Genomic DNA, 20,102 nt, shown 5'->3' with positions numbered 1-20,102 from the left:
CCGTCGGTGCCGCGTGGGCCACGGAACGGGCCAGGCCGCGACGGGGCCTGCGGGAACGCGTCAGCCCTCGGTGTCGGTCGTGCCGACGCGGCGCATCGTGTGGAAGAAGCCCGGGAAGCTGGCGCACGGGACGGGTTTGACGCGCGCCCGGGCCAGCGGCGTGAACCGTTGCAGCTCCCAGCGGGTGAACCGCGCCAGCGACAGCCGTTCGTCCCGGCATTCCGGGGCGGTGCAGATCAACACCTTCAGCACGGGGGTACTCCGTTCGCGGCACCACCGGACAGGGTGTCGAGGTCCGGACCGCCGACGGGGGCGGCCGGGGAGGCGCCGGGCCGGGTGCGCAGGGCGGCGAGGTGGCGGGCGGCTTCGATCAGGGCGAAGCACGGGACGTGTACGCGGATGCCGGAGGCGCGGCAGGGTGCGCAGTACCCGTCGTCGTCCTCCGTGTGGGTCGCGACGATCGCTCGGGCGTCCTCGTCGGTGCTGATCGCGGCGGCGGGCGCGTGGCCGATCCGTGCCGGGTCCATAGGTGACCTCCCTGGTGGCGGGGCCTCGGGGAGGGCCACCGGCCGTGGTGGGTGGGGCGCCCCCGGCTCACCTACTCGACGTCCGCCGCGCTGGGGAGAGGGCGGGAATTCGGCGAACCAGGAGCGCCCCTGCTGGCGCACCGGCCCCACGGCAGTGACCCTGAGTCCCCACGCGGTGACCAGTGCGACAGGGACGTTACGCCCGATGATGCGCTCATGCAAGATTGCATGAGATGTTGATATCCATGAAGTGTGGACTTGCCGAAGGAGACATTTCGCATAGGATGAGCGGGTGGCTAACGAAACCGGCACGCTCCGGAGTCTCATGCTCGGCAAGCAACTGCGCGAACTCCGGGAAGCGGCCGGGTTCACGTTGGACACCGTGGGCGAACACATCAACAAGAGCGGCGGCACGGTCAGCCGCTACGAGAACGCGCACGTCCCGATCAACTGGCCCGACGTCGACGCGTTGCTCAGCCTGTACGGCGTGCACGACGCGGCGCACCGGGCGGGCCTGATCCAACTCGCGAAGGACGCGTGGAAGCGCGGCTGGTGGGACGACTACACGGACGTTGTGTCGCTGCGGTTCCTTGACGTCGTGTGGCTGGAGTCTCGGGCGACGAGCATCCAGATGTTCGCGTTGGGGATTGTGCCGGGCCTCCTGCAAACGCGGGACTACATGGAAGCACTCATCCGGGAAGACCCGGCATTCGACTCCGACCAGGCAGAACGTGCCATCCAGCTTCGTCTAGCGCGACAAGAACTTCTCAATCAGAAGCATCATCCCGAGTTGAACGTGATCCTGGACGAGTCGATCCTCAGCCGGCCGGTCGGCGGTCAGAGCACTTTGGACGCGCAGCTTCGCCACCTGCTTCTGATGGCAGATCGGCCACACATCTCCGTGCGCGTCCTGCCGCTGGATTCGGGAATCTACCGCGCCCTCAGTGGCGATTTCATGGTGATGCACCTGGGCGAGCCGTTCGCTCCGTTCGGCTATTTCGAGAACCTCGGAGGCTTCCAGTTCGTGGAATCCCCCAAGGTCAATCCGATCCTCGCGACGTACGATGACATCAACCGGGCCGCCCTCTCCCCCGAGGCGTCGGCCAAGTTCATCAAAGCGGCGGGTGGAACAGGGCATGACCACGGACCTGCACGGAGCGACGTGGCGGAAGAGTAGCCGCAGCAACGGCGCCAACCAGTGCATCGAGATCGCGCTGCTCCCCCAGGTCGCCGGGGTGCGCGACAGCAAGGACCAGACCGGCCCGGCCCTCACGTTCGCCGTATCGGATTGGAAGGCCTTCACAGCGGCCATCAAGGCTGACGAGTTCTAGCACGGCTGACCCGAGGAACCCGCCCACGTGATCAGCGGCCAGGACTACCGCGACGGCCAGACCCTGTACGAGTACCACCAGCTTGGTCATGAACTTCGGCGCTGCTCGGTCGGGATCGTCCTGGGCGGCCACGACCTTGGGGTCCCTCGCCACGCCGCAGAACTATTTCACCAGGGCTACTTCGCCCGCATGGTCGTCACCGGTGGGCCCAACCGGACAAGGCCGGAAGAGTTTCCCGACGGCGAGGCCGCACGGTTTCGGGACATCGCCATGCAGTTTGGCGTGCCCGAGCAGGCGATCCTGCTGGAGCCCAGGGCGGCGAACACCGGCCAGAACATCAGCCTGTCCCGACAGGTGCTCGCTGGTGACTCCGTACCCGTCGATTCGGTGTTGATCGTGTCCATGCCTTCCATGCAGCGCCGGGCATTCGCCACCTGCCGCAAGGTCTGGCCGGAGGTCGAAACGGTGCTCTGCTCGTCGGCGGCCCTGGCCTGGCCCGACTACATCGACAGCATCGGCGACGAGGATCTGGTCCTGTCCAACCTCGTCGGCGACACGCAACGGGTCGTCGAATACCCCGCGCATGGCTACGCGATCGCCCAGGACATCTCGGATGACGTTCTGGAGGCCTTCCGACGGCTGATCGATGCCGGCTACACGTCGCGGTTGATGTGACCGGGTGACCGGAGGCGACCTCGTCCACTGGTCGGAACATCCAAACGAGCCCACGTCGGCTACAGGTCGATGGCGAGGGTGGTCTCCAGCGGGGCGAAGCCGTGGCGTTGGTAGAAGCGGATCGCGGCGGTGTTCGCGGCGTAGGCGGACACCCGGAGCTGGACGGCGCCCTTGTCGGCGGCCCAGGAGCGGAACTCGCCGACGAGCCGGGTGCCGATGTCGCGGCCGCGCCAGGGTGCCGCGACGTGCAGGCTGACCAGGTGCGCCTTGGGGGCGGTCCACATCGGGGAGGCCGCGTGGAAGGTACCCGTCAGGTGTCCCACGATTGTGCCCTTGTGGTCCGCCACCAGGACGAGGACCTCCGGGTCGGCGAGGTTCCCCTCCTCGTAGGCCCTGGCGTGGGCCTGTGGCCAGTTGGCGTCGCGCAGCCGGTCGCGGGTGGCCGCGTCCTCGGCGAACAGACCTGCGGTGGAGGCGACCAGGCCGTCGAGGTCGGCCTCGGTGGCCGCGCGCACCACCACCCCGGCCGCCGCGCCAACGAACATGTCCGCTCCGTCGTTGTCCATGGGCCCGAGCCTAGCCGCGGAACGCGCCGGGTGATCGTCTACACCAGGGGCGGACGAACCGGACGGGCGGCGGGTCCTGTGACCACATCGTGCGGGGGCCTAGGATCGGGCGATGGCTCAGTGGACCTTGGAAGAAGCCGTCGCGCTCCAGAAGGAGCTGCGGCATCGCGTCGAGGTCTCCCCGGGCCCGACGAGCCCGCGCACGGTCGCCGGCCTCGACGTCGCCTACGCGGAGGGGTCCGACCGGGTGGCCGCCGCCGTGGTCGTGCTCGACAGCACCTCGCTGCTCCCGGTGCGGCAGGCGACCGCCGCCGGGGTCGCCACGTTCCCCTACGTGCCGGGGTTGTTCGCCTTTCGGGAGCTGCCGACGCTGCTCGAAGCGCTCGGGAAGCTCAGCATCGTGCCCGACGTGCTGGTCTGTGACGGGCAGGGGCTGGCGCACCCGGAGCGGTTCGGGCTCGCGTGCCATGTCGGGCTGGAGACCGGGCTGCCGACGATCGGGGTCGCGAAGACCCTTTTCGTGGGTACCTATGACGAGCCCGGCGACAACCGGGGTGACTGGTCGCCGCTCGTGGACGACGGCGAGGTGATCGGCCGGGTGCTGCGGACCCGCGCGGGGGTCAAGCCGGTGTTCGTGTCCGTGGGGCACTTGTACGACCTGGATACCGCTACGGAGCTGACGCTGGCGTTGACGCCGAAGTACCGGCTGCCGGAGACGACCCGGGCGGCCGACCAGCTGTCGCGGTTGGCGCTGCGCGCGAGCTAGGCGTCACCCGGCTCCCGGTAGGGGACGCGGTCAGCGGTGTTCGACGCCGTCGGCCCGACCGGACGCGTGCCGGCGCGCCGCCTCGGCCGCCTCCCGGGCACCCGGCAGCAGCACCGGCAGGCCGGCGCGCAGGCGGTTCAGGAACTCGTCGATCCGCAGTTCGACGTGCTCGTCGACGACCTCGGGCACGAACGCGGCGGCGACCCCGAACCCTGAGAAGTCGGCGTGCGCGGCGGTGCCGTACTCGTCCACCCGGAGGGCGCCGGGGGCGTGCACCTCCATCACGTGCTCGTGCTCGATCACCCAGGGCGTCTCGACGGTCCCGGTCCGCAGGGTGCCGTCGTTGTGGTAGCCGTGCACGAGGTACGTGAAGGTGCCGTCGTGGATGTGCACCTCCGCGTCGCCGGCCTCCAGGGTCTCCGCCTCGGTGCGACCGCCGACGTAGAGGCCGGGCAGGCTGTCGTGGAACCCGATCCGTCCGGTGACCGTCAGGTTCCCCGTGACCACGACCACCTCGACGGCGCGCTCCACGAGGAGGTCGCGGAACGCGTCCGGGAAGTTCCCGTCCACGGTGAGGTCGCCGTCGAAGAGCAGCACGGTGGCGTACCGGCCGTCGAACGCGCTGGTCAGCGCGCCTCCCAGGCGGGCGTCGGCTTCGTCGTAGGACACGTGTTCAGGGGTGGCGGACTTCGACATGCCGAAGATCATAGGCACGCTCCGCCGTGGCGGTGGTCCAGAGTGGAGTCTCCGTCGCCGGTTGGTCGTGCCTGGCGGCGATAGGGCTTCGACGGGTACGGACCCGCGCGCCCCGATGGTCAGGTCAGGAAGTCGACGCGGTCGATCAGGCCCTCGCGGACCCGGTAGGCGACCAGTACCCGCAGCGGCTCGTCCCTGATGCCGTGGGCCACCTCGTGGTCGACCACCCAGTCGCCCTCGGTGAGGCGTCCGATGATCTCCGCCCGGCACCGGCCCAGCGCGAACTGGTCGGCGTAGCGCTCGCGCAGGGCGTCGCGCCCGACGAAGTGGCTGCCGTCGCGGCGGTTCACCCGGACGTCCGGGGCGTACGTCGCGGCGAAGGCTTCGAGGTCGTGGCTGTTGTAGGCGGCGAGTTGGCGTTCGACGACGGTCTGCGGGTCGGTCATCGCCCGATCATGCAGGGTGGTTTCCCGGATCGTCCAGCGCCGGGCCCACCGGGCGCTCAGCGGCGGAGCTTGTGGCCGGTGGTGTCGTCGATCTGCTCACGGAGGATGTCCGCGTGGCCGGCGTGCCGGGCCGTCTCCTGGATCATGTGCGCCACGATCCACTGGAGGGTCCTCGGCGGCTGCCGCGTGCCGGTGCTCAGCGCGAGCGGGTCGCCCGAGGCCGCGATGTTCGCGTCGCTGCGGGCCGCCGCCGCCCGGTATCCGGCGATCAGGTCGGGGCCGGTGGCGGTGGCCGGGACGTCCATGCCGAGGTCGACCGGGTGGTCCACGCCGAGGAGGATGACCTCGAACCAGTAGGTCTCCGCCGCCGTGAGGTGCCGGATCAGGCCGTAGAGGCTGGTGCCGGAGTCGACGCCGGGAGTGCGGCCCTGGTCCTCGGTGACTCCGGTGGCCTTGGCGATCACGGCTTCGCGCGCGGCGGTCAGGAACGCGGCCAGGACCGGGAGCGCGCCGGGCTCGCGGTGGGTGTCGGCCGGCCAGCGAGGCTCGTTGATCATGGCCGGATGGTAACAGTCCGCCGTACGAAATCATGATCTTGATTTGGGTTTGACGCATGTCACACGCTATTGCGCACGGCCCGTGCGCACGGCATGGTGAAGCCCACCACAGCGACGCCAACGCAGCCGCCGCTTCTTCCCGTCCCGCGAAGGAGCCGTCATGACGTTGTCCGTTGTATCCGGCACGGCCTGGGCAGAGGTGCACGCGCGCGCACTCGCCGCGACCCCCGAGGCGTTCGCCGACGACCGGCTGCTGAACCTGGTCGAGGGCCGCTGGTCCGACGTCGGCCGGCCCGCCGCCCTGCACACCCCCGTGGACGGCACGCTGATCGGCTGGCTGCCGCGGCTCGACGGCGACGCGGCGGGGCGGGCGGTCGCGTTCTCCGCCGCCGAGCACCGCGACTGGGCCGCCACCCCCCTCGCCGAGCGGCACGCGCGGGTCGCCGCCGCCGTGGAGGCGTTGCAGGGTGAGCGGGACCTGCTCGCGCTGCTGCTGTGCTGGGAGATCGGCAAGCCGTGGCGGCTGGCCTGCGCGGACGTGGACCGGGCCCTCGACGGCGTCCGGTGGTACCTGGACGAGATCGGGCCCATGGTGGAGGGCCGCGATCCGCTGCCCGGCCCCGTCTCCAACATCGCCTCCTGGAACTACCCGATGAGCGTGCTCGTGCACGCCGAGCTGGTGCAGCTGCTCGCCGGCAACGCCGTGATCGCGAAGACCCCCACCCAGGGCGGGGCCGTCTGTCTCACCGTCGCGCACGCGTTGATGCGCCGCGCCGGGCTGCCCGTCACGCTGCTGTCGGGCGGGGGCGAGGAGCTCTCGGAGGTACTGGTCCGCGCGCCCGAGATCGGCGCCGTCGCGTTCGTGGGCGGCCGCTCGAACGGTGGCAAGGTCGCCGCCGCCCTCCTCGACTCCGACAAGCCGCACTTCATCGAGCAGGAGGGCCTCAACGCGTGGGGCATCTGGGACTTCTCCCAGTGGGACCTGCTCGCCGGGCACCTGAAGAAGGGTTTCGAGTACGGCAAGCAGCGGTGCACGGCGTACCCGCGCTATGTCGTCCAGCGCGACCTGGTCGACGAGTTCCTCGCCATGTACCTGCCCGTGGTGTCCTCGATCAAACTCGGGCACCCGCTGGCCAGCGCCGACGGGGTGCTTCCGGAGCTGGACTTCGGGCCGCTGATCAGCGCGGCGAAGGCCGAGGAGCTGCGCCGGAAGGTGGACGAGGCCCTCAAGGGCGGGGCCGTTCCGCTGTACCGGGGCGCGCTCGGCGACCACTTCCTCCCCGGCCAGGACACCTCCGCCTACGTGGCGCCCGTGGCCCTGCTCGCCCCGCCCGGCCGGTCCCGGCTGGCGCACGCCGAACCGTTCGGGCCGGTGGACACGATCATCGTGGTGGACACGAAGGACGAGCTGCTCGCGGCCATGAACGCGTCCAACGGCTCGCTCGTGGCCAGCCTCGCGTGTGACGACCTGGAGCTCGCCGAGAAGCTGGCCGTGGACGTGCAGGCGTTCAAGGTGGGCATCAACAAGCCGCGGTCCCGGGGCGACCGGGCCGAGCCGTTCGGCGGGCGCGGGGCGTCCTGGAAGGGGGCGTTCGTCGGCGGGGAGCTGCTGGTGCACGCGGTGACGGTCGGCGCGCCCGCCGAGCGCCTGTACGGCAACTTCGCCGACTACTCGCGGTACCCGGCGACCTGATCCTGCCGGCTCCGGGCGTCCGCGACGGGTGCCCGGGGCCGCACGCCCGGGGTCGCGCCCCGCACTCCCCCGCGCTCGCGTGCGTCCCCGGCGACCCCGGCGGCGAGGATCAGACCTTCTCGCAGTTGCCGCCTGCGCCGATGGCCTGCGCCATCTTCGTGCCGTCGCTGCCGAACACCGTGATGCCCCCGGACGAGTCATCCGCGAGTTGGACAGCTATGCAGATCTTGGTTCCGGGATCGAACACGGAGTCGGGAAACTGGCGGCGCGCTTCCGCGGCCGACAGGTCCAGGTACACCCGGTACCGCTGGGTCGTCTTGTCGTACTCAGCCTTCGCGATGTGCTGGACGATCGGTTCCCACTCGGGGTTTCCCTTGATCGTGAAGACTCCGAGAGCGGCCTCCTTGCGGGTCGCCGTCACATCCGCCCAGCCCTCGGCGCTGTCGGCCGCGCCCTTGTCACGCAGGGCGAACACCAGGACGACGCCGAGGAGGAGGACGAGGAGAAGGCCACCGGCACCGGCGACGATGATCCGGCGCGTCTTTCCCGACGCCTTCACCGGGGCGGGGACGGGCTGCGGTGGCTGTGCTGGTTCGGTCACCGGCGAGAGTCTGCCACAGGTCGCCCGCCGTTTCCGCCCCGTGCGGAGGGTGCTGCCGGCTCCGGACGGCCCGCACCCGCCGCCCGGAGCCGCACGCCTAGCGCTGGACCTCGCGCTCCCCGGCTGGCTCGTCGGGACGTGGTGGCTCCTCCACGAGCACCAGGTCCGCCGGGGCGAGGTCCACCGCGAGCAGCAGCGCCTCGTGGTTCGTGGTGAGGAAGTCCGTCAGGCCCTCGGGACGTAACCGCAGCCCGGTGAGCCCGGCCGGCGGCATTACCCGCGCCAGGTCGTACCGGCCCCGGGACGGGTCGTCGAACTCCGGGCCGTGCCGGGCGGACATGTCCAGGGCGACGAGCCGGCAGACGAAGAAGTACTGCACGACCACGCCCTCGCCGTACGGGAACGTGTTGACCAGCACCTGCTGGTACCGGTCCGCGGTGGCTCCGAGCTCCTCCCGCAGTTCCCGGCGCAGCGCGTCGACCGGCGAGGAGTCCCCCGGCTCGATCCCGCCGCCCGGCGTTGTGAAATATACCGGCCTGTTGGACTTTGTCCGTCGAATGAGCAGCAACTTCCCCTCATCGTCGTACAGGACAGCCCTGGCCGCCCTTCGCACGATCTGCCGCACATCGACCTCCCGACGCCTGCTCGTACCCCTATGAACGGTACGACGTCGAACCCTATGCGTGTGAAGCAAATCCATGACGTCGATAACGTTGCGTCGCGAGCGGTTCCGATATATCGTTTCACTATCGCGATAGCCACCAGGGCTGTCGCGGACGAACGAAGAGGTAACACCATGCGACGACACTTCGAGCGGGCCGGCCGAGAGCACGGCCCCGAACACCACCACGGCCGCGGCGAGGGCCGGGGCCACGACCACGGCCGGCGCGGCGAGCACCCCGGCACCGACCGGCTCTACGCCTTCGGCCCGTTCGGCGGGCGCGGCGGCCTGGGCGGCGGGCGCGGCGGCGGCATGCGCGGACCGCACGGCCGGGGGCGCGGCGCGCGGCGCGGCGACGTCCGGGCCGCCATCATCGGGCTGCTCACCGAGCGCCCCATGCACGGCTACGAGATGATCTCCGAGCTCGACCAGCGCACCGGCGGCGTCTGGCGGCCCAGCCCCGGTTCGGTCTACCCGACCCTCCAGCTCCTGGAGGACGAGGGCCTGATCGCGGGCGAGGAGTCCGAGGGCCGCAAGCGGTTCACCCTCACCGACGCGGGTCGCGAGGCGGCGGGCAAGCTCGACGCCACGCCGTGGACCCAGTACACCGAGGAGGCCGGCAGCGCCGCGCACGAGGGGCGGGCCGCCACGATGGCCATCATGCAGGCCCTCGGCCAGATCGGGCAGGTCGGCACCGAGGAGCAGAAGCAGCGGGCCCTGGAGATCCTCCACGAGACCCGCCGCAAGCTCTACGGCATCCTGTCGGAGTAGCGGGGTGTCCCCCGCGCACGACACCCCGACGCCGGCCCCGCCGCCCGCCGCCGTTCCCGGCGACCGGCGGCGGGGTCCCGGCTAGTAGCGGTGCCGCGCCCCGTTGCGGGTCCGGGTCCGGGTGTAGCGCGCCGGCTGGTCGTTGCGCCGGCCCGCCGGGAGTTTCCGCGAGATGACGGCCCACAGTTCCACCGCGCGCCGGGGCTTCGGAATGTCCTCCGGGGCCACCGCCCACCGCATCGACGTCATGGTCATCCTCCGATCACACCGAGCACTGGGACGTCCGCGCCGGCCGCGTCGCGCGCCTTCACGGTCATGGTCGGGGTCTGGTTCGGCACGGGGCCGAGGGTCAGGTAGGTCTTCGACGAGCCCTTGAGGACGCCGGCCGCCGCCTCGATCCGGTCGACGCCGGGCGACCCGGCCGCCAGCAGGTACCACGAGCCGGACGGGGCCTTCCACCACGCGGTCGCCGCGACCGGTCCGCCGCGCGCGCTGCACAGCCGGGTGCCCTGCGCCACGGTCGTGGCCGTGCCGCCCGGGCCGAGCAGCACCGCGCGGACCATGTTGGCGCCGCCGACCAGGTCGGCGCGCAGGCACACCCAGCTGCCGGTACCGGCCTTGGCGGGCAGCGGGCCCGTCGCGAACTCCCACGCGTGCACCGCGACCACGGCCGAACCCTGCCACTCGGTGACCTGGCAGCCGAGCCGTTCCCACGAGCCCTGGGTGTCCAGGTAGCGCGCGGCCTTCGGGTCGCCGACCGTGATGTGCGCGAGGCTGATCTGACCGAGGTCGGCCAGCGTCAACGGGCCGGGGGCGGCGACGTCCTGGGTGGTCAGCCGCAGCAGCGGCCCCGTGTAGCAGGACCCGGGCACCGGGCGGACCGGATCGGTGATCCCGTCGGCGGCCGCCAGGTCCTGCCACCCGCCGCCGAGCGTCGCCACCTGGGCCTTCTGGATCCACGGGGCGAGCAGGTAGCGGGTGCCGACCAGGTGCAGCGCGCTCGCCCCGGCGGTGCCGAGGACGGGCATGGGCGACAGTTCCAGACCCTTCTCGGAGTACCGGGCGATCCGCGACTTGTCCGCCAGCAGGACGACGTCCTTGCCGTCCACCTTGCCGGCGAACAGCAGCTGCGGCACCCCGACGGGCGGGCTGCCGTCCGCGCCCCGGCCGACGACGAGCTTCTTCCCGGTGCGCCACGCGCTCACGGCCCTGCTGGTCAGGGCCGTGTTCGCGCGTTCGGAGCCGCGGGAGGGCCAGGCGGCCAGCACCGGGTTGGGGTTGTTGCGCCACTCGGTGTCCGTGACCGGGCGGACCGGCTCGACCTTCTGCGGTTCCGGGCCGCTCCACGCGCCGGTGGCCAGGGTCGCGACCCCGACGAGGGCGACGATCCCGGCCGCCCCGCCGAGCGCGCCCCGGCCGACCCGGGCGGTGCGCAGCATCGCGGGCGCGGGGGCCCGGACCTCCGTGGCGGCCGGGTTCATGGCCGGCTCGTCGAGGAGTTCGGACTGCCGTTCCGCGTCGATCCCGTAGTCGGCGTCCAGCGCGTCGCGGACCTTCAGCGCCTTGTTGACCGCCGCGTACGAGTCGGGCACGCCGACCGCCTGGAGCACCCCCGTGGCGCTCTTGCGGTCCATGCCCTCGGCGAGCAGCAGCAGGTACGCCACCCGGGCCTGGGGCTCCACGGCCGCGAGGGCCTGGTCGACCGCCGCGTGCTCGGGCCCGCCGGCCGGAGCCACCCCGGCACCGCGCCCGAACGGGCCGGGCCACGGGAACCGCCGGCCCAGCGACCGGGTCAGCACCCGGGTGAGCAGCGTCCGGTACCCGGCGTCGGGGTCCGCGGCGATCTGCCGGCCGGACCGCAGCGGCAGGGCCCGCCGGACGAGCCGGTGGGCCCGCGCCCAGCGGCGCTGCCGGCTGTCCTGCCCGGCATCGACCACATAGGCGGCCCGCACCAACCGACCGTAGTTCTCGACGAACACGGTCTCCCACCGCACGGCCATTTTGTCCTCCTCGCGTCACGCACCCGGGTCAACGGGGTGTGACACACCGAGGTGACGGCCTTTGCGCCATTTGCCAATCCCGGCTATTTGCCACGCATCAGACCTGGTGGATCGGCAGGTCGTAGCGCCGGCGGACGCTGCTGCCGAGCACGCCGATGTCCGCGCCGTACACGTGGAGTGAGATCGCGAGGGCGTCGGAGTTGTTGCGCACCGAGTGGATGTCCCCGGGCGGGACGAGGAACGACGCGACGCCCTGCGGGGTACGGGTCGTGCGCACCGGGACGAGGTGGTCGCCCGCGAGCCGGTACGCGGTCTCCTCCTCCTCGCCGACGTACGTGCCGACGACGCACCAGGACACGTGGTCGTGCACGCAGGTGGCCTGGCCGGGCAGCCAGACGAGCGCGACCAGGGAGAAGCTGCCGTCGTCCTCGACGTGCAGGACGTGCTGGCGGTAGGCGGTCGGGTCCGGGATCCGCTGGTCCGCGGCGAGCAGGTCGTCCTCGCCCAGGTAGCGGGCGAGGGTCCGGGTGACGCGGGCGGGTCCGGCGGCGACGGCGGTGCGCAGGTCCCCGACGAGGCGGGCCGCGACCGGGGAGAGCAGTCGGGTCGACATGGCAAGGACTCCTTCGGGGTCGGAGAAGACGGCCCGGTCGGCGGACGGCCGGGCCCCTGGAGAGGTGTGGCTCAGGTGAGCAGCAGCGCCCCGACCAGCACGAGGGCCGCGATCAGGGCGGAGGACAGCAGGCCGAGTACCAGCACGGGCAGCCCGGACCGGAACAGCGACCGCAGCCGGACGGCCGTGCCCAGCGCGAACATCCCGGCGGCCAGCAGCAGCCCGTCGACGAACGTGGCCACCTCCAGCACGGGGGCGGGCACCAGGTGCGCGCTGCGCAGGACGGCCATCAGCAGGAAGCCGAGCACGAACAGCGGTACGAGCGGGGGCCGTTCCCCGACCGGGGCGGCCGCGTGCCGGCGGCGTTCGGCGACGCTGACCACGGCGAGCATCGGGGCGAGCAGCACGACCCGGGTGAGTTTCACGGCGACCGCCACGGCGAGCGCGCCGCTCACCGGTGCGGCCGCCGCGACGACCTGTGCGACCTCGTGCACGCTGCCGCCGGCCCAGATGCCGTACCCGGCCGGCGACAGTCCGGTCGGGGGGTACAGGGCCGGCAGCGCGAACATCGCGATGCTGCCGCACAGGGTGACGAGGCCGAGCGCCTTGGCGACGTCCTCCTCGTCCTGTTCGCGGACGCCGTTCATCGCGACCACCGCCGACGCCCCGCAGATGGAGAACCCGGTCGCGACCAGCAGCGACAGCCCCTCGCCGACGCCGAGGACCCGGCCCAGCCAGCGGGTGGCGACGAACGTGACGCCGACGGCCACGACGACCAGGGCCAGCACGCCGGGGCCGAGGGCGAGCACCTCGCCGAACACGAGCTTGAGCCCGAGGAGCGCGACCCCGATCCGCAGCAGCCGCCGGCTGGCGAGCTTGATCCCGGGCGTGAACGACGGCCGCAGCAGCCCGGCGTTGGCGGCGACCGCGCCGAGCAGCACCGCGACGGTGAGCGCGCTGACGGCGGGCAGCAGCCGGTTGGCGAGCACCGCGAGGGCGACGCCGGCCCCGACGACGGCGAGCCCGGGCCACACGGACACGGAAGTCCGGACGGGGGTCTCGATGCTGTCGGTGGCCATGTCGCCACGATGGCAGCGGGCGGCTGTCGTGAGTAGACGGTGCTTTCCTGGGGGCCGATAAGCCTCGGTTATGGGTCCCCGGGGGCCGGCCGGTCCCGGTACCCGGATGAGGGGTCTAGGCCGGGGTCCGGCGGGCCACCGTGACCAGGGCGTCGATCGTGGCCCGGACGACCGGCACCCGGATCAGGTCCGGCCAGGTGTACACGGCCGTGCGCCGCCGGATCGTCGACTCCACCGGCACGGCCACCACGCTCGGGTGCCGCAGGAACGACAGCACCAGCATCGGGACCAGCGCCACGCCCAGCCCCGCCGACACCAGGCTCTGGATCGCCAGGTTGTCGTCGGTGGCGCACACGACGTCGGGGGTGAACCCGGCCCGTTCGCACGCCCGGACGAACGCCCCGGAGCAGCGCGGACACCCGCCGATCCACCGCTCCCCCGCCATCTCGGCCAGGTCCACCCGGTCCCGGTCGGCGAAGGGGTGCCCGACCGGCAGCAGCAGCGCCAGCCGGTCCTCCAGCAGCGGCACCCGGAGCATGCCGGCCGTCGCCTCCTCCTCGTCCTCGTCGCCGTAGGAGAACCCGATCACCAGCTCGCACTCGGCGTGCCGGAGCAGCGCGAACGAGTCGGGGGGCTCGCGTTCGATCAGTTCGAGCCGGAGCCGGGGGCGTTCCGTGGACAGCGCGGCGGCGGCGCCCGGCACGATCGACGTGTTGGCGCTGGGGAAGGCGCAGATCCGCACCGTGCCGAAGTCCAGCGCCGCCACCGCCCGGACCTGCTGGTGGGTGACCGCCAGCTCGTCGAGGACCGCGGCGCCGCGCTCCGCGAGGATCCGGCCCGCCTCGGTGAGCCGCAGGCCCCGGCCGACCCGGAGGAACAGCGGGCCGCCGACGTGGCGTTCCAGGGCGCGCATCTGCTGGCTGATCGCCGGCTGGCTGCAGGTCAGCTCGCGGGCGGCGGCCGAGAACGAACCGGCCCGTACGACGGCGGCGAACATCTCGAGTTGACGGGTGTCTATCACCGCACCACCATAACCACAGCTTTGGGGTACACAAAGGAGCATCGGTCTTGCCGATGGGTTCGCCGGCCCGGGACGATGGTCGGGTGCCCCACTACCTGCGCGACGTCCCGCCCGCCGGCGTCCTGTACGTCGTCCACGAGGCGCTCCGGCGCGGCTTCGCCCCGGGCGACGCCGACTGGGTCAACCTGGGCCAGGGCCAGCCGGAGACGGGCCCGCTGCCCGGCGCGCCGAACCGGATCACCGGCGTGGACCTGGCGCCGGAGGACCACGGCTACGGGCCGGTGAACGGCACCCCCGAGCTGCGCACCGCCATCGCGGAGCACTACAACCGGCTCTACCGGAAAGGCCTCGCGAGCCGGTACACCGCCGCGAACGTCTCCGTCACCCCCGGCGGCCGGCTCGCCCTGAACCGGATCTTCACCGCGCTCGGCGACCTGGCCATCGGCTACCGCGACCTCGACTACTCGTTCTACGAGGACCTGATCGGCGCGCACCTGACCCGGCTGAGCCCCGTGCCGGCCGCCGTCCCGTTCGCCCCCGCCGCGCTCACCGCCCTGGTCGAGCGGGCCGGGATCGGGGCGTTCCTGCTGTCCAACCCGTGCAATCCGACGGGTACGGTGCTCGCCGGCCCCGACCTCGCCGACCTGGTCGACCGGGCCCGCCGGGGCGGGTGTGCGCTGGTGGTGGACGAGTTCTACAGCCAGTTCGTCTACGACGGCGGCCCGGTCAGCGCCGCCGCGCACGTGGCCGACGTGGACGCCGACGACGTCCTGATCGTGGACGGGCTGACGAAGGGCTTCCGGTACCCGGGGTGGCGGCTCGGCTGGGTGCTCGGGCCGCGCGCCGCGATCGAGGTGCTCGACCGGTCCGGGGGCGGCCTCGACGGCGGGCCCTCCCGGGTCACCCAGCGGGCGGCGCTCGCGGCCCTCGACCCGGCGTACGCCGACCGGGAGACGGCAGCGACCCGGGCCGCGTTCCGGGCCAAGCGCGACCTGATGGTCGACGGGCTGCGCGCGCTCGGGATCCGGGTCGACACCCCGCCGGCCGGCGCGTTCTACGTGTGGGGCGACGTGGCGGGGCTGCCGGCCGGGCTCGACCACGCCGACGGGTTCTTCGACGCGGCCCTGGACCAGCGGGTGATCACCGTGCCGGGGCACCTGTTCGACGTGGACCCGGGGCGGCGCCGGCGGGGCGGGCGGCGGCACGGGGAGTACGTGCGGTTCTCCTACGGGCCGCCGGCCGAGGTGCTCACCGAGGGCCTGACCCGGCTCGGCAAACTCCTCGGCTGACCCCGGCCCCGTCGGGTCACCCGGCCGGTCGCGGCTCCTGGTCGGAGATCTCGGCCGGTTCCAGGATCCTGATCTCCGGGGTGCCCGCCAGTGCCGGGGCGTTCTCCGGCACCGCCCACACCCGGTTCCGCAGGAAGGCGAGGAAGCCCTCCGCCGCCGCCCGGGTCCCGAAGTCCAGGTCGACCAGCACGTAGCGCGGGTCGTCGGCCGGGCGGTGGATCCGGTGCCGGAGCGCCCCGGCCTGCCGCCGCGCGTCGGCGAACCGGTCGAACGCGGCCTTCCAGGTGTCGTAGTCGGTGATGGCGTGCTCGATGCGCAGCGTGGTCATGGCTACCTCCTCGGGTTCTCCCCCCAGCGTCGGCCGCGCGGGCGCGTACCCCCATCCCAGGTTTCTGGGGTTTCCCGCCGCCGCCGGGTCGGCGAGCCCGGGAGGCGGCCTAGGCTCGGGGGATGGCGAGGTCGGCGGAGGCGGTGGCGCGGATCGTCCGGGCGTGCGCGGGGTCGGGGGATGTGCGGGAACGGCTGCTCGACGAGCTGCGCCGGGCGGTCGGCTTCGACTTCCACGCGTTCGTGCGCACCGACCCGGAGACCTCCGTCGGCGTCGCGCCGCTGGCGACCGTGCCGACCGTGCGGGACCTGCCCCGGCTGATCCGGCTCAAGTACCTGACCGACACCAACCGGTGGACCGGGCTCGCCGAACCGCCGGTCGCGCTGCTCAGCACGGGGGATCCCGCCCGCAGCCAGCTCTGGCGGGAACTTCTCGACGGGTACGGGGTCCGCGACGTCGCCTCCGTCGTGTTCCGCGACCGGCACGGCTGCTGGGCGTTCCTCGACCTGTGGCGGACGTCCGGCGTGTTCCACCCGGGCGAGGCGGCGCTGCTCGCGGACATCGCCGGGCCGGTGGCGGCGGCGCTGCGCCGGAGCCTGGCGGGCACGTTCGTCGCCCGGCCGGCGGGGGCCCGGCGGCTCGGCCCGCTCGTGCTGCTGCTGTCCCCGGAACTGGCGGTGCTCGGCCAGACCCCGGACACCCACGACTATCTGCGGGTACTCGTCCCGCCCGCCCCGGACCGGCCCCCGATCCCGGCGAGCGCGTACAACGTGGCGGCCCAGCTGCTCGCCGTCGAGGCCGGGGTGGACGGGAACCCGGCGTCGGCCCGGGTGCACCTCGCCGACGGGCTGTGGCTGACCCTGCGCGCGGCCCGGATCGGCGGCCGGGACATCGCCGTCACCATCGAGGAGACCGCCCCGGCGGACCGGGTGCCCCTGTTCTGCCGGGTGCACGGGCTGAGCGCGCGGGAGGCGGAGCTGGTCGGGCACCTGGTGGGCGGGGCGGACACCCGGGAGGTCGCCCGGCGGATGTTCCTGTCGGAGCACACGGTGCAGGACCATCTGAAGTCCGTGTTCGCGCGGACGGGGGCGCACAACCGGCGGGAGCTGCTGGCCCGGGCGCTGGGGTAGGGGCGGCTCCGGTCCCGGCTGGGAGGCGTAACCGGCCGTGCGGTCCCGGCTGGGAGGCGGGGCTGACGTTGCGATCCGGGCCGGCGCGCGGTTTCCGGGCGGACAGAACTCGGCGGCCGGTCGTAGGCTCGGCGGATGACCGAAACCGTCGCGGAGCGCTATGTCCGGCTGGGGCTGCGGCTCGACCGGCTCGTCGAAGGAACCGTCGACTCCTACGTGGGGCCGCCGGAACTCGCGGCCGGGGTCGCCGCCGAGGAGCTGCCCGAGGCCCACGAGCTGGTCGACCAGGCGGACGCGCTGCTCGCCGAGCTGCCGGAGAGCTGGCTGCGCGACCAGGTGACCGGCCTGCGGACCAGCGCCGGGATGGCCGCGGGCGAGGCGCGCTCCTTCAGCGACGAGGTGCACGGGTACTACGGGGTGCGCCCGACCATGACCGACGAGGCCGTCTTCGCCGAGGCGCACGAACGCCTCGACGCGCTGCTGCCCGGCACGGGGTCCCTGGCCGAGCGCCAGGAACAGTGGCACAGGTCCATGTGGGTGCCGGAGGACCGGGTCGAGGGCGCGGTGGCCGCGATCCTCGCCGAAGCCCGCGCGTGGACCGGCCGGCTCGTCGACCTGCCGCCCGGGGAGGGCGTCGACCTGGAGTTCGTGCGCGACGTGCCGTGGAACGGGTACAACACCTATCTCGGTGGGCTGCGCGGCCAGGTCGAGATCAACACCAGCCGGCCGATGACGGCGTACCACCTGCTGCATCTCGTCCTGCACGAGACGTATCCCGGCCACCAGGCCGAACGCGTGTGCAAGGAGGTGGCGCTCGTCCGCGGCCGGGGGCTGCTGGAGGAGACGATCGTGCTGGCGCCGACCCCGCAGTCGCTGATCTCCGAGGGCATCGGCGAGTACGCCCCCGAGGTGCTGCTCCAGGGTGAGGCCGGCGCCACGTTCGCCCGGATCCTGCGGGACACCGGCGTCGACTTCGATCTCGACCGCTCGGCCGCCCTGGCCCGGGCCACCGAGGCGTGCGGGTGGTCCAGCGTCAACGCGTCGCTGATGGTGCATGAGCACGGGGCCGGCGAGGCGGAGGTGACGGCCTACCTGCGGCGCTGGTGGCTGGTGGACGCCGACGGGGCCGGGCGGGCGTACCGGTTCATGACCGACCCGGACTCGCGGACCTACGGCTTCAACTATCCCGCCGGGCAACGGCTCTGCCGCGCGTACGCCCAGGCGGTGCCGGACGGCTTCCGGAAGCTGCTGACGGAGCAGGTCCGGGTGGGCGACCTGCTCGGCGCCAGCGTCTGACCGCGCGGCGGCGTACCCGGAAAGTGCGGTTGACCTGCGGTCTGCGGCCGTGGGCCGGGCGCGGTGCGGCTGCTACGCGGTGACCGCGTCGACCGGCTGGCGGGGGGCGTCGGGGAAGTTCTCCTCGTCGAAGAAGACCCAGCCGTCCACGTCGACCCGGTAGATGCGGTGGTGGTTCTCGCCGTTCGCCATCCGCTGGGCGTCGATCGCGCGCGCCGCCCGGGGCCAGCGGCCGGCGAACACGGCGATCGCGTCGTCCACCCCGGTGGTGGGCAGCTCCACGGCCGTGCCGGTGAACGTCGCGCCCCGGACCTCCTGGCCCAGCTCGGTCAGGTCGATGGCCAGCACGCTGCCGGCGACCCGGGCGTCCCGGCGGATGTTGACGCTGTGGAACCGGGTCGGGCGGGAGATGAAGTACAGCCGGTCCGGGGCCAGGGTGCTCGCGAACCACACGTTGCACACCACCGGCGCGCCCTCGTCGTTCAGGGTCGCGACCTGCATGACCTTCCCGGTCGAAACGTAGTCCTCGAGGAGCTGCCGGGCGTCGGCCATATCGCGGGTACCTCCGTGTCGGGTGCCTTTCCGACACAGTAGACGGTTTGACCCCGCCCTCAACACCCCACGAAGTGCCCTAGTTACCCGACGTGACGTCGGATACCGGGTCGGTGCGCCCGGCCCCCGCACCCCCCGGAAAGCGCCGTGTGGTCGGCCCCGGAACGCGCCGCGTCGTCGCCGGTCCCGGGCGGGAGGCGAGGACGCGGCGCGGGCGTGGTCAGCGCTCCAGAATGGCCGTGACGCCCTGGCCGCCGGCCGCGCAGATCGAGATCAGGCCCCGGCCGGAACCCTTCTGTTCGAGCAGCTTGGCGAGGGTGGCCACGATCCGGCCGCCGGTCGCCGCGAACGGGTGCCCGGCGGCGAGCGAGGAGCCGTTCACATTCAGCCGGGAACGGTCGATGGACCCGAGCGGGGCGTCCAGACCCAGCTTCTCCTTGCAGAACTCGGGACTCTCCCACGCCTTGAGGGTCGCCAGCACCTGGGACGCGAACGCCTCGTGGATCTCGTAGAAGTCGAAGTCCTGCAGGGTCAGCCCGGCGCGCTGGAGCATCTTCGGCACCGCGTAGGCCGGGGCCATCAGCAGGCCCTCGCCGCCGTGCACGTAGTCGACGGCGGCGGTCTCGCTGAACGTCAGGTACGCGCGGACCGGCAGCCGGTGCGCCTTCGCCCACTCCTCGCTGGCCAGCAGCACCACGGCCGCGCCGTCGGACAGCGGGGTGGAGTTGCCGGCGGTCATCGTCGCGCCCTCGCCCCGGCCGAACACCGGCTTGAGCTTCGCGAGTTTCTCCACGCTGGAGTCGGGGCGCAGGTTCTGGTCCCGGTTCAGCCCCAGGTACGGGGTGACGAGGTCGTCGAAGAACCCGGCCTCGTACGCGGCGGCCAGGTGGTGGTGGCTCGCGGCGGTCAGCTCGTCCTGGTCCTCGCGGCTGACGCCCCACTCGGCGGCCGTGACCGCGGCGTGCTCCCCCATGGACTTGCCGGTCCGGGGCTCGGCGTTGCGCGGCATGTCCGGCACGAGCTGGCCGGGACGCAGGCGGGTGATCAGCTTGAGTTTGCCGCCCAGGGACCGGGCCCGGTTCGCGTCGAGCATGATCTGCCGGAGGTCCTCGTTGACGCCGAGCGGCGCGTCGGAGGTGGTGTCCACGCCCCCGGCGATCCCGGCCTCGATCTGGCCGAGCGCGATCTTGTTCGCGACCAGGATCGCCGCTTCGAGACCGGTGCCGCACGCCTGCTGCACGTCGTAGGCCGGCGTCCTCGGGTCGAGTCTGCTGCCCAGCACCGCCTCGCGGGTCAGGTTGAAGTCGCGGCTGTGCTTGAGCACCGCGCCCGCGGCGACCTCGCCGAGCAGCTCGCCGGCCAGCCCGTACCGGCTGGTCAGCCCGTCGAGCGCGGCGGTCAGCATGTCCTGGTTCGCGGCGTGCGAGTACGGCCCGTTGGACCGGGCGAACGGGATCCGGTTGCCGCCGATCACGGCGACCCGGCGAATTTTCTGGGTCATGCT

General features: G+C 72.7%; 25 protein-coding genes. 9 read left to right on the top strand and 16 right to left on the bottom strand.

The window, feature by feature from the left end; genetic code table 11:
• Positions 1-60 precede the first annotated feature (60 nt).
• Positions 61-252 (bottom strand): hypothetical protein, encoded by a 192-nt coding sequence (locus tag PT931_RS30970; RefSeq protein WP_456249257.1) that lies wholly within the window; start codon positions 250-252, stop codon positions 61-63.
• A complete protein-coding gene (locus PT931_RS30965; RefSeq protein ID WP_456249256.1) occupies positions 246-527 on the bottom strand; it encodes a hypothetical protein in 282 nt (93 codons plus the stop codon). Before PT931_RS30965 ends, PT931_RS30970 begins: the two co-directional genes overlap by 7 nt.
• Positions 528-819: 292 nt before the next feature.
• Between PT931_RS30965 and PT931_RS30960 the strand changes: the two genes are divergently transcribed.
• From PT931_RS30960 to PT931_RS30950, 3 genes are read left to right on the top strand one after another with little or no spacing between them, the layout of a single operon-like run.
• Positions 820-1,704, top strand: a complete 885-nt coding sequence (locus PT931_RS30960; RefSeq protein ID WP_456249255.1) for a helix-turn-helix domain-containing protein — start codon at positions 820-822, stop codon at positions 1,702-1,704.
• Positions 1,664-1,858: a DUF397 domain-containing protein gene (locus PT931_RS30955; protein WP_456249254.1), complete on the top strand. Its 195-nt coding sequence runs from the start codon at positions 1,664-1,666 to the stop codon at positions 1,856-1,858. The genes PT931_RS30960 and PT931_RS30955 overlap by 41 nt, the downstream gene beginning before the upstream one ends.
• 27 nt (positions 1,859-1,885) lie before the next feature.
• Positions 1,886-2,533 carry a YdcF family protein gene (locus tag PT931_RS30950; protein WP_456249253.1) on the top strand — a complete coding sequence of 216 codons (648 nt, stop codon included), beginning with the start codon at positions 1,886-1,888 and terminating at the stop codon, positions 2,531-2,533.
• Between the two features lie 59 nt (positions 2,534-2,592).
• Here PT931_RS30950 and PT931_RS30945 read toward each other — a convergent pair whose 3' ends face one another.
• A complete protein-coding gene (locus PT931_RS30945; RefSeq protein WP_456249252.1) occupies positions 2,593-3,099 on the bottom strand; it encodes an N-acetyltransferase family protein in 507 nt (168 codons plus the stop codon).
• A gap of 112 nt (positions 3,100-3,211) precedes the next feature.
• On the opposite strand from PT931_RS30945, the gene PT931_RS30940 reads away from it, so the two are divergent.
• Positions 3,212-3,865: an endonuclease V gene (locus PT931_RS30940; RefSeq protein ID WP_456249251.1), complete on the top strand. Its 654-nt coding sequence runs from the start codon at positions 3,212-3,214 to the stop codon at positions 3,863-3,865.
• A gap of 30 nt (positions 3,866-3,895) precedes the next feature.
• Here PT931_RS30940 and PT931_RS30935 read toward each other — a convergent pair whose 3' ends face one another.
• The 3 genes from PT931_RS30935 to PT931_RS30925 all read right to left on the bottom strand — a co-directional run bounded on the left by PT931_RS30935 (position 3,896) and on the right by PT931_RS30925 (position 5,564).
• Positions 3,896-4,561 carry a hypothetical protein gene (locus tag PT931_RS30935; protein ID WP_456249250.1) on the bottom strand — a complete coding sequence of 222 codons (666 nt, stop codon included), beginning with the start codon at positions 4,559-4,561 and terminating at the stop codon, positions 3,896-3,898.
• A gap of 119 nt (positions 4,562-4,680) precedes the next feature.
• On the bottom strand, positions 4,681-5,007 hold the full coding sequence (locus PT931_RS30930) for a nuclear transport factor 2 family protein (RefSeq protein WP_456249249.1): 327 nt from the start codon (positions 5,005-5,007) through the stop codon (positions 4,681-4,683).
• A 56-nt stretch (positions 5,008-5,063) separates the two neighbouring features.
• Entirely contained in the window at positions 5,064-5,564 is a 501-nt protein-coding gene (locus PT931_RS30925) for a DinB family protein (RefSeq protein ID WP_456249248.1), read from the bottom strand.
• 160 nt (positions 5,565-5,724) lie between these two features.
• On the opposite strand from PT931_RS30925, the gene PT931_RS30920 reads away from it, so the two are divergent.
• Positions 5,725-7,257, top strand: a complete 1,533-nt coding sequence (locus tag PT931_RS30920) for an aldehyde dehydrogenase family protein (RefSeq protein WP_456249247.1) — start codon at positions 5,725-5,727, stop codon at positions 7,255-7,257.
• Between the two features lie 109 nt (positions 7,258-7,366).
• Here the strand turns inward: PT931_RS30920 and PT931_RS30915 are convergent, their stop codons facing one another.
• Positions 7,367-7,858: a hypothetical protein gene (locus PT931_RS30915; RefSeq protein ID WP_456249246.1), complete on the bottom strand. Its 492-nt coding sequence runs from the start codon at positions 7,856-7,858 to the stop codon at positions 7,367-7,369.
• A gap of 97 nt (positions 7,859-7,955) precedes the next feature.
• Complete coding sequence (locus PT931_RS30910; protein WP_456249245.1) at positions 7,956-8,558, bottom strand: NUDIX domain-containing protein; 603 nt, start codon at positions 8,556-8,558, stop codon at positions 7,956-7,958.
• A gap of 96 nt (positions 8,559-8,654) precedes the next feature.
• Here PT931_RS30910 and PT931_RS30905 point away from each other — a divergent pair, with 96 nt between their 5' ends.
• The gene (locus PT931_RS30905) at positions 8,655-9,290 is read left to right on the top strand and encodes a PadR family transcriptional regulator (protein ID WP_456249244.1); all 636 of its coding nucleotides are present in this window, start codon (positions 8,655-8,657) and stop codon (positions 9,288-9,290) included.
• 81 nt (positions 9,291-9,371) lie between these two features.
• Here PT931_RS30905 and PT931_RS30900 read toward each other — a convergent pair whose 3' ends face one another.
• The 5 genes from PT931_RS30900 to PT931_RS30880 all read right to left on the bottom strand — a co-directional run bounded on the left by PT931_RS30900 (position 9,372) and on the right by PT931_RS30880 (position 14,003).
• Complete coding sequence (locus tag PT931_RS30900) at positions 9,372-9,545, bottom strand: hypothetical protein (RefSeq protein WP_363727679.1); 174 nt, start codon at positions 9,543-9,545, stop codon at positions 9,372-9,374.
• Positions 9,542-11,290 (bottom strand): hypothetical protein, encoded by a 1,749-nt coding sequence (locus PT931_RS30895; protein ID WP_456249243.1) that lies wholly within the window; start codon positions 11,288-11,290, stop codon positions 9,542-9,544. Before PT931_RS30895 ends, PT931_RS30900 begins: the two co-directional genes overlap by 4 nt.
• Before the next feature lie 97 nt (positions 11,291-11,387).
• Positions 11,388-11,903, bottom strand: a complete 516-nt coding sequence (locus PT931_RS30890; protein ID WP_456249242.1) for a hypothetical protein — start codon at positions 11,901-11,903, stop codon at positions 11,388-11,390.
• 71 nt (positions 11,904-11,974) lie between these two features.
• A complete protein-coding gene (locus PT931_RS30885; protein ID WP_456249241.1) occupies positions 11,975-12,982 on the bottom strand; it encodes a YeiH family protein in 1,008 nt (335 codons plus the stop codon).
• Between the two features lie 115 nt (positions 12,983-13,097).
• Positions 13,098-14,003: a LysR family transcriptional regulator gene (locus PT931_RS30880; RefSeq protein ID WP_456249240.1), complete on the bottom strand. Its 906-nt coding sequence runs from the start codon at positions 14,001-14,003 to the stop codon at positions 13,098-13,100.
• A gap of 83 nt (positions 14,004-14,086) precedes the next feature.
• Here PT931_RS30880 and PT931_RS30875 point away from each other — a divergent pair, with 83 nt between their 5' ends.
• Positions 14,087-15,292 (top strand): pyridoxal phosphate-dependent aminotransferase, encoded by a 1,206-nt coding sequence (locus PT931_RS30875; protein WP_456249239.1) that lies wholly within the window; start codon positions 14,087-14,089, stop codon positions 15,290-15,292.
• A gap of 16 nt (positions 15,293-15,308) precedes the next feature.
• On the opposite strand, the gene PT931_RS30870 is transcribed toward PT931_RS30875, so the two are convergent.
• Positions 15,309-15,620, bottom strand: coding sequence for a hypothetical protein (locus tag PT931_RS30870; protein ID WP_456249238.1), 312 nt, complete (start codon positions 15,618-15,620; stop codon positions 15,309-15,311).
• A gap of 122 nt (positions 15,621-15,742) precedes the next feature.
• Between PT931_RS30870 and PT931_RS30865 the strand changes: the two genes are divergently transcribed.
• Positions 15,743-16,750: a helix-turn-helix transcriptional regulator gene (locus tag PT931_RS30865; protein WP_456249237.1), complete on the top strand. Its 1,008-nt coding sequence runs from the start codon at positions 15,743-15,745 to the stop codon at positions 16,748-16,750.
• A gap of 135 nt (positions 16,751-16,885) precedes the next feature.
• Positions 16,886-18,046: a hypothetical protein gene (locus PT931_RS30860; RefSeq protein ID WP_456249236.1), complete on the top strand. Its 1,161-nt coding sequence runs from the start codon at positions 16,886-16,888 to the stop codon at positions 18,044-18,046.
• Positions 18,047-18,118: 72 nt separating this feature from the next.
• On the opposite strand, the gene PT931_RS30855 is transcribed toward PT931_RS30860, so the two are convergent.
• Entirely contained in the window at positions 18,119-18,598 is a 480-nt protein-coding gene (locus tag PT931_RS30855) for a pyridoxamine 5'-phosphate oxidase family protein (protein ID WP_456249235.1), read from the bottom strand.
• Between the two features lie 220 nt (positions 18,599-18,818).
• Positions 18,819-20,099 carry an acetyl-CoA C-acetyltransferase gene (locus PT931_RS30850; protein ID WP_456249234.1) on the bottom strand — a complete coding sequence of 427 codons (1,281 nt, stop codon included), beginning with the start codon at positions 20,097-20,099 and terminating at the stop codon, positions 18,819-18,821.
• Positions 20,100-20,102 lie beyond the last annotated feature (3 nt).

It is taken from the genome of Longispora urticae (assembly GCF_053902585.1).
Note: the sequence above shows the minus strand (reverse complement) of the source record. Positions and strands in the feature narration are given on the sequence as shown.